10 protein-coding genes are annotated in these 13404 nt (G+C 70.7%); 1 reads left to right on the forward strand and 9 read right to left on the reverse strand.

Features of this window, described 5'->3' with window-relative positions; all coding sequences use genetic code 11:
• The first annotated feature begins 1442 nt into the window (after window positions 1-1442).
• Window positions 1443-4583, forward strand: coding sequence for an isoleucine--tRNA ligase (ileS, locus tag ACTYVM_RS01430; RefSeq protein ID WP_445524124.1), 3141 nt, complete (start codon window positions 1443-1445; stop codon window positions 4581-4583).
• A gap of 206 nt (window positions 4584-4789) precedes the next feature.
• Here the strand turns inward: ileS and ACTYVM_RS01435 are convergent, their stop codons facing one another.
• From ACTYVM_RS01435 to ftsW, 9 genes are all read right to left on the reverse strand, one after another.
• Window positions 4790-5992, reverse strand: coding sequence for a DivIVA domain-containing protein (locus tag ACTYVM_RS01435; protein ID WP_445524125.1), 1203 nt, complete (start codon window positions 5990-5992; stop codon window positions 4790-4792).
• A 52-nt stretch (window positions 5993-6044) separates the two neighbouring features.
• The gene (locus ACTYVM_RS01440; protein WP_141361753.1) at window positions 6045-6335 is read right to left on the reverse strand and encodes a YggT family protein; all 291 of its coding nucleotides are present in this window, start codon (window positions 6333-6335) and stop codon (window positions 6045-6047) included.
• Window positions 6336-6386: 51 nt separating this feature from the next.
• Entirely contained in the window at window positions 6387-7028 is a 642-nt protein-coding gene (locus ACTYVM_RS01445) for a cell division protein SepF (RefSeq protein WP_400025907.1), read from the reverse strand.
• 127 nt (window positions 7029-7155) lie between these two features.
• Window positions 7156-7875 (reverse strand): YggS family pyridoxal phosphate-dependent enzyme, encoded by a 720-nt coding sequence (locus ACTYVM_RS01450; RefSeq protein ID WP_445524126.1) that lies wholly within the window; start codon window positions 7873-7875, stop codon window positions 7156-7158.
• A 6-nt stretch (window positions 7876-7881) separates the two neighbouring features.
• Entirely contained in the window at window positions 7882-8610 is a 729-nt protein-coding gene (gene pgeF / locus ACTYVM_RS01455) for a peptidoglycan editing factor PgeF (protein ID WP_445524127.1), read from the reverse strand.
• Entirely contained in the window at window positions 8607-9818 is a 1212-nt protein-coding gene (gene ftsZ, locus ACTYVM_RS01460; RefSeq protein ID WP_400025902.1) for a cell division protein FtsZ, read from the reverse strand. Before ftsZ ends, pgeF begins: the two co-directional genes overlap by 4 nt.
• A 278-nt stretch (window positions 9819-10096) precedes the next feature.
• Window positions 10097-10894 (reverse strand): cell division protein FtsQ/DivIB, encoded by a 798-nt coding sequence (locus tag ACTYVM_RS01465; RefSeq protein ID WP_445524128.1) that lies wholly within the window; start codon window positions 10892-10894, stop codon window positions 10097-10099.
• A gap of 28 nt (window positions 10895-10922) precedes the next feature.
• A complete protein-coding gene (gene murG, locus ACTYVM_RS01470; RefSeq protein ID WP_445524129.1) occupies window positions 10923-12011 on the reverse strand; it encodes an undecaprenyldiphospho-muramoylpentapeptide beta-N-acetylglucosaminyltransferase in 1089 nt (362 codons plus the stop codon).
• A 6-nt stretch (window positions 12012-12017) separates the two neighbouring features.
• Complete coding sequence (gene ftsW, locus ACTYVM_RS01475) at window positions 12018-13403, reverse strand: putative lipid II flippase FtsW (RefSeq protein WP_445524130.1); 1386 nt, start codon at window positions 13401-13403, stop codon at window positions 12018-12020.
• Window position 13404: the final 1 nt, after the last annotated feature.

Below are 13404 nucleotides of genomic sequence, written 5' to 3' on the forward strand. Positions count from 1 at the left end.
CGCCACGCGACCCGCGCCGTCCCCGTCCCCAGCCCCTGTCCCCGCCCCGTCGGCGCGGCCGTCCGGGGCCGCCGCCCGTGCGGGGACCGTCCCCGCACTCGCCTTCCGGCCGCCCTTCCGCCGGCCGCCCGCCCCCGTGCTCTCCCCCACCGGCTCCTCGCCGCCCTGCTCCCGCGCGCCCGCCTCCTCGGCTGCCGCACCCCCACCGGTGGCAACCGCCTTCCGGGCGCCCCCGCGCCCGCCCGCCTTCCGGGCGCCCTGCTTGCCGGTGCCGGTTTCCGCTTCGGGGGGCTTCTCCCCCGCGTCCTGGGCCTCGGCGGGGGTCTTTGTGCCCGTGGCCCGCCTGCCCGGGGGCTTCTTCGCCTCGGCGCCCTCGGGGCGGGGTCCCCCGGCGGCGGGCCCGCTCTCCGGTGCCGCCTTCGGCGCGGTCGCCTCCGGTGGGGCCTTGCCCGCCGACCCACGGGGCTCCCTCGCGGCCGCCTTCTTCGCCGTCGCCCTCCTCGCGCTCTTCGCGGGAGCCGCCGGTGCGGGTTCCACGGGCGCCGTCGGCCTCTGTCCGGCGGCAGCGGGTTCCTCCCCGGGCCCCGAGGCCTCGGGCGGCCGCTGCCCGACCCCCTTCGCCGCGGGCGGCTTGGACGCGTTCGTCCTGGTCGCCGGGCCCCTGCGCCCGCGTCCCGTCGTCGGTCCGGCCTTGGCCGTCTGCTTCGGCGTGACCCTCTCCTTCATGGCCACCGCCTCCTTCGCGGCCGTGCTTGACGCCCTGGCCGCCGTTCGGGTGGTCTTTCGGGCCGCGCCGCCGGCGGCGTCGGGACCGGAGCCCCGGAACCTGCCGGACGCCGACTGCTCGGCGGTCTTCTTCGCCACCATGGCCGCGGCCCCTTCACATATTGTGATCTTGCTCGCGAATCGTGCTGGGACGATAAATCGACTCGAGTCCCGCGGCAACGGGGCACGCCGCCCGATTCGCCCGCCTCGCGTGGATCGCGCGGCCGACATGCATGCGTTGTGCCCAGCTCGCCGCCACGTAATCCGACCAGTCTCCCGTCCTACGATCCGAACGGCAGCACCGCGCCATCCGGGTCACCGCCGCTTGGGAAATCGGGTCGGCCGCGACCGCCCGGGCGCCGTACACTGGGCGGAGCGAAAAGCGTGGATGGGGACGAGTAGCGGCGTACGCAGCCCAGAGCGACCCGGGGACGGTGTGAGCCCGGGGGCGAGCACGACGTGAAGATCACCCCGGAGCCGCCGGAAGAAAGCCCCAGCACGGAGCCAGGGGCCGGTAGAACCGGCATCGCGACCCCAATGAGGGGGCTCGTCGGAGCGTACGGCGCACCGGTGGGCCAAGGAGGGTGGTACCGCGGGAGCGCGCCGCACACGGCGTGGACAGCACAAAGGCTCTCGTCCCTCCGACGGAAGGCAGCACATCCGCCGGAGGAAGCTCGTTGAACACGCAGCCGCAGTACCGCCAGGTGCCCGCCCAGGTCGACCTGACCGCCCTCGAGCACGCCGTGCTCGACTTCTGGCGCGAGCAGAAGATCTTCGCCAAGAGCCTGGAGCAGTCCGAGGGCCGCCCCGAGTGGGTGTTCTACGAAGGCCCGCCCACCGCCAACGGCATGCCGGGCGCCCACCACATCGAGGCCCGCGTCTTCAAGGACGTCTTCCCCCGCTTCCGCACCATGCGCGGCTACCACGTGGCCCGCAAGGCCGGCTGGGACTGCCACGGCCTGCCGGTGGAGCTGGCGGTCGAGAAGGAGCTCGGCTTCAGCGGCAAGAAGGACATCGAGGCGTACGGCATCGCCGCGTTCAACGAAAAGTGCCGCGAGTCCGTGCTCCGCCACACCGACGCGTTCTCCGAGCTGACGACCCGCATGGGCTACTGGGTCGACCTCGACGAGGCATACGTCACCATGGAGCCCGAGTACATCGAGTCCGTCTGGTGGTCGCTGAAGGAGATCTTCAACAAGGGCCTGCTGGTCCAGGACCACCGGGTCGCCCCCTGGTGCCCCCGCTGCGGCACGGGCCTGTCGGACCACGAGCTGGCCCAGGGCTACGAGACGGTCGTCGACCCGTCCGTCTACGTCCGCTTCCCGCTCACCTCCGGCCCGCTCGCCGGCCAGGCCTCGCTCCTGGTGTGGACGACGACCCCGTGGACGCTGGTGTCCAACACCGCGGTCGCCGCGCACCCCGAGGTGACCTACGTGGTCGCGACGGACGGTACGGAGAGGATCGTCGTCGCCGAACCGCTCGTCGCCAAGGCGCTCGGCGAGGGCTGGGAGACCACGGGCGAGACCTTCACGGGCGCCGAGATGGAGCGCTGGACGTACCAACGCCCGTTCGAGCTCGTCGAGTTCGACGCGCCCGCGCACTACGTGGTCAACGCCGAGTACGTCACCACCGAGGACGGCACGGGCCTGGTCCACCAGTCCCCCGCCTTCGGCGAGGACGACCTCAAGGTCTGCCGGTCCTACGGCCTGCCCGTGGTCAACCCCGTCCGCCCGGACGGCACGTTCGAGGAGGACGTGCCGCTGGTCGGCGGCGTGTTCTTCAAGAAGGCCGACGAGCGGCTCACCGCGGACCTCGGCGACCGCGGCCTGCTGTTCCGGCACGTGCCGTACGAGCACAGCTACCCGCACTGCTGGCGCTGCCACACCGCGCTGCTGTACTACGCGCAGCCGTCCTGGTACATCCGCACCACCGCGATCAAGGACCGGCTGCTCGAGGAGAACGAGAAGACCAACTGGTTCCCTTCGAACGTCAAGCACGGCCGGTACGGCGACTGGCTGAACAACAACATCGACTGGGCGCTGTCCCGCAACCGCTACTGGGGCACCCCGCTGCCGATCTGGCGCTGCGAGGACGGCCACCTCACCTGCGTCGGCTCCCGCGCGGAGCTGACCGGCCTGACCGGCACCGACCAGTCGGAGCTGGACCCGCACCGCCCGTTCATCGACGAGGTCACCTTCCCGTGCCCGCAGTGCGAGAAGACGGCCACGCGCGTGCCCGAGGTCATCGACGCCTGGTACGACTCGGGTTCGATGCCGTTCGCGCAGTGGGGCTACCCGTACAAGAACAAGGAGCTGTTCGAGAGCCGGTACCCGGCGCAGTTCATCTCCGAGGCGATCGACCAGACCCGCGGCTGGTTCTACACGCTGATGGCGGTCGGCACGCTGGTCTTCGACAAGTCGTCGTACGAGAACGTCGTCTGCCTGGGCCACATCCTCGCCGAGGACGGCCGGAAGATGTCCAAGCACCTGGGCAACATCCTCCAGCCCATCCCGCTCATGGACCAGCACGGCGCGGACGCGGTGCGCTGGTTCATGGCGGCCGGCGGCTCCCCGTGGTCGGCCCGCCGGGTCGGTCACGGCGCCCTCCAGGAGGTCGTCCGTAAGACGCTCCTCACCTACTGGAACACCGTCGCCTTCCAGGCCCTGTACGCCCGTACGTCCGCCTGGGCGCCCACCGGGGCCGACCCGGCCCCCGCCGACCGCCCGCTGCTCGACCGCTGGCTGCTCAGCGAGCTGCACGCGCTGACCGACCAGGTCACGCAGGCCCTGGAGGCGTACGACACCCAGCGCGCCGGCAAGCTGCTGTCCGCGTTCGTCGACGACCTGTCGAACTGGTACGTCCGCCGCTCGCGCCGCCGCTTCTGGCAGGGCGACAAGGCCGCGCTGCGCACGCTGCACGACGTGCTGGAGACGGTGACCCGGCTGATGGCGCCGATCACCCCGTTCATCACCGAGCGGGTCTGGCAGGACCTGGTCGTGCCGGTGACCCCGGGCGGCCCGGAGTCGGTGCACCTGGCCACCTGGCCCGAGGCGGACCTGACGGCGATCGACCCGGAGCTGTCGCAGCAGATGGTCCTGGTGCGCCGCCTGGTGGAGCTGGGCCGTGCCACCCGCGCCGAGTCCGGCGTCAAGACCCGCCAGCCGCTGTCGCGCGCGCTCGTCGCGGTGGCGGGCTTCGAGTCCCTGGACCGGGAGCTGCACGCGCAGATCACGGAAGAGCTGAACGTCTCCTCCCTGGCATCGCTCAGCGAGGTCGGCGGGTCCCTGGTGGACACCACCGCCAAGGCCAACTTCCGTGCGCTGGGCAAGCGGTTCGGCAAGCGGGTGCAGGACGTCGCCAAGGCCGTCGCCGGCGCGGACGCGGCGGCGCTGTCGCTGGCGCTGCGCGAGGGCACGGCGTCGGTGGAGGTCGACGGCGAGACGGTGACGCTCGCGCCGGACGAGGTGATCATCACCGAGACCCCGCGCGAGGGCTGGTCGGTGGCGTCCGACTCCGGTGCCACGGTCGCCCTGGACCTGGAGATCACGGAGGAGCTGCGCCAGGCCGGGCTGGCCCGTGACGCGATCCGGCTGATCCAGGAGGCCCGCAAGAACAGCGGCCTCGACGTGGCCGACCGGATCGCGCTGCGCTGGACCGCCACGGACCCGGCGACCATCGCCGCGCTGAGCGAGCACGCGTCGCTGATCGCCGAGGAGGTCCTGGCGACGGACTTCGCCCAGGGCGAGGCGGACGCCTCCTACGGCGACGCCTTCAGCGACGAGGGCCTGTCCCTGACGTTCCGCCTCCACAAGGCGTAACCCACAAGGGGGACGGCACTCGCCCCGGCGGGGAGCGCACCGGTCGCGAACCGGAGGGCTCCCCGCCTCCGTACGCCCCCACCACACGGACGCCGGGCGCCGCCCACGGCGTTACGGGAACACGGGAGCGGCCCCGGAGGGATGTCCCTCCGGGGCCGTTCTCTCAGGCTGCCGACGCCTAGTCACCAGAACCCTTCAGGGTTCCCTCAGTTGTCGTCCTCGTCGATCAGGAAGCCGCGCATCGGCGAGGGCGCCTGACCCATCGGGGCCGGACCCTGCGGACGCACCGGGGCCATCGGCTGGGTCATCGCCGGGGCCATCTGCTGCTGACCACCGTAGGACGGACCGGTCGGGCCGGGCGCACCGCCCATCGGCTGGCCGCCACCGTACGACGGGGCGCTCGCGCCGGCCGGGGCCATGGAGGGCGCCGGGGACGGCGGGAGGGACGGGGCCGCAGGAGTGCGCGGCGGGGCGAGGGAGTCGTCCGCCTGGGTCTCCAGCTGGCGCAGCTGCGACTCCAGGTACGACTTCAGGCGCGTGCGGTACTCGCGCTCGAAGCCGCGCAGGTCCTCGACCTTGCGCTCCAGCGTGGCGCGGGCGGACTCCAGGGAGCCCATCGCGACGCGGTGCTTCTCCTGCGCGTCCCGCTCCAGGGCGTCGGCCTTGGCACGGGCGTCACGCTCCAGACCCTCGGCACGCGAACGCGCCTCGCCGACGATCTTGTTGGCCTCGGACCGCGCCTCGGCGATCGCCTGGTCGGCGGTCTGCTGGGCCAGCGACAGGACGCGCGCGGCGCTGTCGCCACCGGGACCCTGACCCATCGGGCCGGGGCCGCCCATGGGACCGGGGCCGCCCATCGGACCGGGGCCCATCTGACCCTGCATCGGGCCCTGACCCATCTGACCCTGGCCCATCGGACCCTGACCCATCGGACCCTGACCCATCGGACCCTGACCCATGGGGCCCTGACCCATGGGGCCCTGACCCATCTGGCCGGGGCCGGGGCCGGGGCCGGGACCCTGGGGACCCTGACCGCCCGGGCCGGCAGGCAGCTGCGGGGCACCGCTGGGCAGCTGGGGCGGGCCACCCATGGGGCCGCCCATCTGCTGCTGCGGCGGGCCCGATATCCCGGCGGGCACCGGAGCGCCCGGTCCTCGCATGCCCTGCTGCTGAGGATGAGGTGGTTGCTGCTGGTCCTCCGGAGGCTTGCGCATGTTCTGCTGGTTCTGGGCAGCAGCACGCGTGGCCGCGGCCAGCTTGGCGCGCAGGTCCTCGTTCTCGCGGAGCAGACGGGTCAGCTCGGCTTCGACCTCGTCGAGGAAGGCATCGACCTCGTCCTCGTCATAGCCTTCTCGGAGGCGGACGGTCGTGAACTGCTTGTTCCGCACGTCCTCGGGGGTCAACGGCATCTCTTCACCTCAACGTAGTCATCGGCAGTCGGCAAGACCGTATCGTCCACAGTCACCTCGCGAGATTCCCCACCACGGAGATCAGGATGTAGACGATGATCATCAGTACGAAGAAGGACAGGTCGAGCGCCACGCCCCCGAGACGCAGCGGCGGGATGAACCGCCGCAGAAGCTTCAGCGGTGGATCGGTGACAGTGTAGGTGGCCTCCAGAACGACCACCATCGCCTTGCCGGGTTGCCACGAGCGGGCGAACTGGAACACATAGTCCATGACCAACCGAAAGATCAGCACGATGAGGAACACCATCAGCGCGATGTAGAGAACCTCCATGGCCACACGCATGATCGGTGCTTCCCTCTCCCCTGTTCCGTGCCAGTACTTCGGTGGTGCGTCTCAGCTCTGGTTGAAGAACCCGCCCTCTGCGATGCGGGCCTTGTCCTCCGCCGTGACATCGACGTTAGCAGGCGACAACAGGAACACCTTCTGCGTCACCCGCTCGATACTGCCGTGAAGACCAAACACCAAACCGGCGGCAAAGTCGACAAGTCGCTTCGCATCTGTGTCATCCATCTCAGTCAGATTCATGATCACCGGGGTGCCCTCACGGAAGTGTTCCCCGATGGTACGGGCCTCGTTGTAGGTCCGGGGGTGAAGTGTGGTGATCCGGTACGGCTCTCGTTCCGACACGACCTTGGGCATGATCACCGGTGCGTTCTTCTCCAGGCTTGCACGGTCTTGTGTGATGGACGCCACGGGCGCGATGCGCGCCGGCCGCCCGGATTCCGCCGGGAGCGAAGCGGAATGCGACACCGGTTCGCGGGGCGCCGGAGGCTGCACCACTCGCACCGCTTCATCCCTTTGGGGCTGATGCGTTCCATGCGACTGGTGCGGCGGATCGTGCCGTCGACGGTCCCGCTCGGGTTCCGGGTCCAGTTCGGGTTCGAAGTCGTCATCGGGGTCGAATCCCCGGCCGTCGTACCCATCGTCCTCCACGAGGCCGAGGTAGACCGCCATCTTGCGCATCGCGCCGGCCATGCTCTGAGTCCTCCGCTCTGTGGTGGATCCGCTGACGACCGCCAAGTGCCCGCGATCCACGAGGTCGTTGCGCCCCGTTGGGCGATATTGACCATATTTTCTGCTGTGGTCCGACTTCTTGGCGACGTTACCCGAGCCTGGGGCGGACTCCGAGTACCGCGCTGCCGACGCGCACATGTGTCGCTCCGGCGGCCACGGCCTGTTCGAGGTCCCCACTCATCCCTGCCGAAACCATGGTGGCAGCCGGATGGGCCGCGCGCAGGCCGGTCGACAAATCCATGAGGCGCTCGAACGCGGCCTGTTGCCGGCCGGCGTACTCCCCGGTCAGCGGGGCGACGGTCATCAGTCCGTCGAGCCGGAGTCCCTCGGAGCGGGCGACCAGGTCGGCCAACTCTTCGATTCCGCCGGGCCCCACGCCTCCCCGCTCCCCGCGTCCACTCGCCCCCGCGTCCAGCGCCACCTGGATGAGGCAGCCGAGCTCACGCTCCGCCCGCACGGCCTCCCTGGAGAGCGCGGTGACGAGCCGGGAACGGTCGATCGACTGGACGACATCGGCGTAACCGACCACGGATCGCACTTTATTGGTTTGAAGTTGACCAACAAAATGCCACGTCAGGGGCAAATCAGCACACTCGGCGGCCTTGGGCGCCGCCTCCTGGTCCCGGTTCTCGGCGGTGTGCCGCACCCCGAGTTCCGACAGCATCCGCACATCCGCGGCCGGGTAGGTCTTGGTGACCACGATGAGGGTCACCTCCTCCCGCGCCCGGCCCGCGGCCGCGCACGCGGCGGCGATGCGCCGCTCCACCTTCGCCAGGTTTCCGGCGAGTTCGTTCCTACGGTCCGTCATGCCCCATCAGTCCAGCCAGACATAGCCCGCGAGCCGACCCGTGGTGCGGTCGCGGCGGTACGAGAAGTGATCATCCGACTCCCGTGTGCACACCGGGGACTGCTCCCGGTCGTGCACCCCGAGACGTTCGAGTTGCGCGTGCACGCCGGCGCTCACATCGACGGCCGGTGTGCCCCAACTCGTCTCGGAGTGCGCCGCCGGCTCCACGGCGGCCACCTCGGCGCGCAGGTCCTCCGGCACCTCGTAGCACCGGCCGCACACGGCGGGTCCGATGCGGGCGGTGATGCGGTCGGGCCGGGCGCCGAGCGACTCCATCGCCTCGACCGCGGCCGGGACGACCCCCTTGACCATGCCGGGCCGCCCGGCGTGGACCGCGGCGACCACTTCGGCGACCGGGTCGGCGAGCAGTACCGGAACGCAGTCGGCGGTGAGCACGGCCAGGGCGAGTCCGCGGGTCGCGGTCACCAGACCGTCGACCGCCGGGATGCGCCGCGTGGCCCACGGCCCGTCGACCTCGGCGATGTCGTTGCCGTGCACCTGGTTCATCCAGACCACCCGGTCCGGATCGAGTCCGAGCGACGCGGCGGCCCGTTCGCGGTTGGCGCGTACCGCGCCGGGGTCGTCGCCGACCGCGCCGCCGAGATTGAGCTCCTCGAACGGAACGGCGCTCACCCCGCCCCACCGGTCGGTGAAGGCGAAGTGCGCGCCGCTCGCGGTGTCGTGCAGACCTATCACTTGAGGAAGTCCGGGACGTCCAGCTCCTCGGCCGCGCTGTCGGAGTAGCTGCGCGGCGACGGGGTGACGGGCGGGGCCACGGGCGGCAGGTCCTGCACCGGCTCGGGTGCGACGGGCTCCTGCTCCTCCTTCGGCGTCACGCTGCCGAGCGAGCCGAAGGTCGGGCGGCTCTCCGACTGCCGCACCGGGGCCGGCTCCTCGCGGCGGGCCGCGGGCGGGGTGGAGGCCGAGCCGAGGACGTTGTCCCGGCGGGCCGGCGGCTGGCCGCCGTCGAAGCCGGCCGCGATCACGGTGACCCGGACCTCGTCGCCGAGGGCGTCGTCGATGACCGCGCCGAAGATGATGTTGGCCTCGGGGTGCGCGGCCTCACTGACCAGCTGGGCGGCCTCGTTGATCTCGAACAGACCGAGGTCGGAGCCGCCGGAGATGGACAGGAGCACGCCCCGGGCGCCGTCGATGGAGGCCTCGAGGAGCGGGGAGGAGATCGCCATCTCGGCCGCGGCCACCGCGCGGTCGTCACCGCGGGCCGAGCCGATGCCCATGAGCGCCGAGCCGGCCTCGGACATGACCGACTTCACGTCGGCGAAGTCCAGGTTGATCAGGCCGGGGGTGGTGATCAGGTCGGTGATGCCCTGCACACCGGACAGCAGCACCTGGTCCGCGGACTTGAACGCGTCGAGCACGCTGACCTGGCGGTCCGAGATGGACAGCAGCCGGTCGTTGGGGATGACGATAAGGGTGTCGACCTCTTCGCGGAGCTCGGCGATGCCGTCCTCGGCCTGGTTCGCGCGGCGCCGCCCCTCGAAGGTGAACGGGCGCGTGACCACACCGATGGTGAGGGCACCCAGCGAGCGCGCGATGTTGGCCACGACGGGCGCGCCGCCGGTACCGGTGCCGCCGCCCTCACCGGCCGTCACGAAGACCATGTCGGCCCCCTTGAGGACCTCCTCGATCTCCTCACGGTGGTCCTCGGCGGCCTTGCGGCCGACGGCCGGGTTGGCCCCGGCGCCGAGCCCGCGTGTGAGTTCGCGGCCGACATCGAGCTTGACGTCGGCGTCGCTCATCAACAGCGCCTGCGCGTCGGTGTTGATGGCGATGAACTCGACGCCCTTGAGACCGACCTCGATCATCCGGTTGATGGCATTGACACCACCGCCGCCGACACCGATGACTTTGATGACTGCGAGGTAGTTCTGCGGTGCTGCCACGTCGAAGGCCTCTCGCCTCGAGTTACGTGTCGCCGCCTCGCGGTCCTGCCGCGACCCGACGACTGATGCCGAATGGGACGGTCCGAACGCCGACCCGAACCCTAACCCTGAAGTTTAGGGTTACCAGTGTGTCTGTTCCTTGAAGTCTTCGGAACAGGACACTAAGTCGACAAGTGGCGCCCGTTCAACGAACACGCCGAACCTCCCGTTTTTCTTTTCACCCTATGTGATCAGCCGTAGCCGCACTCAACCAGGGTGTTGGCCTGCGCTGATGTGCGTCAACTCCCCGATGACGCGGGAGCGGTGGGAACCCGGACGTCGAAGTGCCGCGCGCCGGGCGCCGCTTTCATCAGCGCGGTCAGGGTGCGGGCCTTCAGCCGGCCGTCCTCGCTGCTGCCCCAGGCGACGGTGCGGCCCCTGCTCAACTCCAGTGAGATGTCGTCGTAGGTACGGACCTTGACGGTCCGGGTCTCCCGGGCGACCGCGGCGGGAATCCGGCCCGCGACCGCGACCGCCTCACGCACGAGCCGGGCCTCTCCGAAGCGCCGCAGACTCGCGGCGGCCGCACTGGAGCGGGAAAGTGACAATTCCAGCAGGGGCACGCCTTTCGGCGCCTGGGAAACCGTGGCGAACCGGACGCCCTTCGCGTCCACTTCGACGAACTTTCCGCCCTTTTCCTCCACCATGACCGGAGTACGCTCGACCACTTTCAACCCGATTCCGTGTGGCCATGAGCGCACCACGTCAACCGAGTCAATTCGGGGCAATTCATGACGCAGCCGAGCCTCGACCGCATCGGTGTCGACGGAAATCAGCTGCGTTCCGAGCCGTACTCCGGCGGCCGCGCGCACCTGATCGGGCGTCAGGACGTCGGCACCGGAGACGGACACGTGCTCCACGCGCGCCCACTGCGAGCCGTACAGGACCCACAGGGAACCGGCGCCGAGACACACCAGGACCAGCGAAAGGATGACGATCGTACGAGGGCGCAGCCGTCTCAGCCGGTGGACCAGTGGCGGGCCGGACGACGACTCCTGCTGGCGTTCACCGCGTTCCACGGTCGTCGGTCCGGCCACGCTCTCAAGCCCTTTCGTGCCTACGGTCCTAACGGTGCGAGGCGATGGCCTCGTACACCATGCCGACGAGCAGCTCGTCGGCGTCCCGGCGGCCGAACTCCCCGGCGGCGCGGGACATCTGGTACAGCCGGTGCGGATCGGCGAGCACGGGCAGAACGTTCTGCTGCACCCACTCGGGGGTGAGTTCCGCGTCGTCGACCAGCAGGCCGCCGCCGGCCTTGACCACCGGCTGGGCGTTCAGCCGCTGTTCGCCGTTGCCGATGGGCAGCGGAACGTAGGCGGCCGGGAGCCCGACGGCGGAGAGTTCGGCGACGGTCATCGCGCCGGCGCGGCAGAGCATCATGTCGGCCGCGGCGTACGCGAGGTCCATCCGGTCAAGGTAACTTACCGGGATGTAGGGCGGCATTCCCGGCATCTGCTGAACCTGGGGCAGTTCGTTCTTCGGACCGACCACGTGCAGGATCTGGATGCCCGCCTGCTGGAGCCAGGGCGCGACCTGCTGGACCACCTCGTTGAGCCGGCGGGCGCCCTGGGAGCCGCCGGAGACCAGCAGCGTGGGCAGGTTCGGGTCGAGCCCGAACGCCGCACGGGCCTCGGGGCGCACGGCCGCCCGGTCCAGGGTGGCGATGGCGCGGCGCAGCGGAATGCCGATGTAACGGGCACCGCGCAGCTTGCTGTCGGGCGTGGAGACGGCGACCTGTGCCGCGTACCGCGAACCGATCTTGTTGGCCAGACCCGGGCGGGCGTTGGCCTCATGGACGACGATGGGCACACCGAGCCGCTTGGCGGCCAGATAGCCGGGCAGGGCGACGTAGCCGCCGAAGCCGACCACGGCGTCCGCCTTGGTGCGCTCCAGGATCTGCTCGGCCGCCTTGATCGTGCCGCGCAGCCGGCCCGGGACGGTGATCAGCTCGGGGGTGGGCTTGCGCGGCAGCGGCACCGCCGGGATCAGCCCGAGCTCGTAGCCCCGCTCGGGCACGAGCCGGGTCTCCAGGCCGCGCTCCGTGCCCAGGGCCGTGATCCCCACGGTCGGGTCCTGCCTGCGCAGGGCGTCCGCGAGGGCGAGCGCGGGCTCGATGTGGCCCGCGGTACCTCCGCCGGCAAGTACGACATGCACCGAAATTCACCGCTCTCCGGACGGACGCGCCGCAGAGGCACGCCGTCGCATCGTGTTCCATCTCCGAGGCTCGCGACCGGATCCGCGGTCGGATCCCCGGCCCGGCGCCAAGCCTCCTGCCCGCTTTCTACCAAAGCGAGGTTGCCGCATGGCAAGCGCAGCCCGCGCAGCGGGCTCGTCCCGCGCGAACGCGATCAGCAGCCCGATGGCGAACATGGTCGGCAGCAGGGCGGATCCTCCGTAGGAGAACAGCGGGAGCGGGACGCCGGCGATCGGCAGCAGGCCGAGCACCGCACCGATGTTGATCACCGCCTGCACGGTGATCCAGGTGGTCACGCCTCCCGCGGCGTATCTCACGAAGGGGTCCTCCGTGCGTCCGGCCACGCGGATGCCCGCATAGCCTAGAGCGGCGAACAGGGCGAGCACCGACAGCGTCCCCGCCAGGCCCAGCTCCTCACCGGTGACGGCGAAGATGAAGTCGGTGTGGGCTTCGGGGAGTTGGCCCCATTTCTCCACACTGGCACCCAGTCCGGAACCGAACAGCCCGCCGGAGGCCAGGGCGTAGATGCCGTGCACCGCCTGCCAGCACTTGTTCGCGTCGCTGGAGCCGACGCAGGCGAACCGGCCGAGGCGGTTGGGGCTCATCTGGATGAACAGGAAGCCGATCACGCAGGCGAACGACAGCACCCCCACGAAGAGCCGGGTGGGCGCGCCCGCCAGCCACAGCAGGCCGAAAAGGATCGCGGTGAGGATGATCGCGGTGCCCATGTCGCCGCCGAGCATGATCAGCCCGAGCAGCATGAAGGCGACCGGGACGAGCGGCACCAGCATGTGCTTCCACTGGGACAGCAAACGCTTGTCCTGCTTGCGCGCGACCAGGTCGGCTCCCCACAGCACCAGCGCCAGCTTGCCGATCTCGCTGGGCTGGATCTGGAAGGAGCCGCCCAGCGAGATCCAGTTCTGGTTGCCGTTGACCGCCACCCCTATTCCCGGCACCTGCACCAGCGCCATCAGGGCCACCGCGCCCGCCAGGATCGGGTAGGCCAGCGCCCGGTGCAGCCTGACCGGCATCCGGGCGGCGAGCAGCAGCAGCCCGGTACCGATCACGGCCGCGAGCAGTTGTTTGCGGAAGAAGAACGAGCCCGGCAGCGCCTTCTGCAACGCGGTGATCTGGGAGGCCGAGTAGACCATCACCAGACCCAGCACGGTGAGCAGCAGGCTGCCGCCGAGGATCAGGTAGTAGGCGGTCAGCGGCCGGTCCCAGGCCCGACGCGCGCGCACGAGCAGGCCCGCCACGGAGACCTGGCCGGGGGCCGGGTCGGCCGTCGGGCGCTTGACGGTCCGCTGCACGGGCGGCCGGCCGGTACGGCTGCTGCCGGGGCTACCGGGCATC

It is taken from the genome of Streptomyces cyslabdanicus, from assembly GCF_052663305.1.

Coding starts and splice junctions, on each gene's coding strand:
- ACTYVM_RS01435 (WP_445524125.1), bottom strand. CDS start 5,992: ATGCCGTTGACCCCCGAGGACGTGCGGAACAAGCAGTTCACGACCGTC.
- ACTYVM_RS01440 (WP_141361753.1), bottom strand. CDS start 6,335: ATGCGTGTGGCCATGGAGGTTCTCTACATCGCGCTGATGGTGTTCCTC.
- ACTYVM_RS01445 (WP_400025907.1), bottom strand. CDS start 7,028: ATGGCCGGCGCGATGCGCAAGATGGCGGTCTACCTCGGCCTCGTGGAG.
- ACTYVM_RS01450 (WP_445524126.1), bottom strand. CDS start 7,875: ATGACGGACCGTAGGAACGAACTCGCCGGAAACCTGGCGAAGGTGGAG.
- ftsW (WP_445524130.1), bottom strand. CDS start 13,403: ATGCCCGGTAGCCCCGGCAGCAGCCGTACCGGCCGGCCGCCCGTGCAG.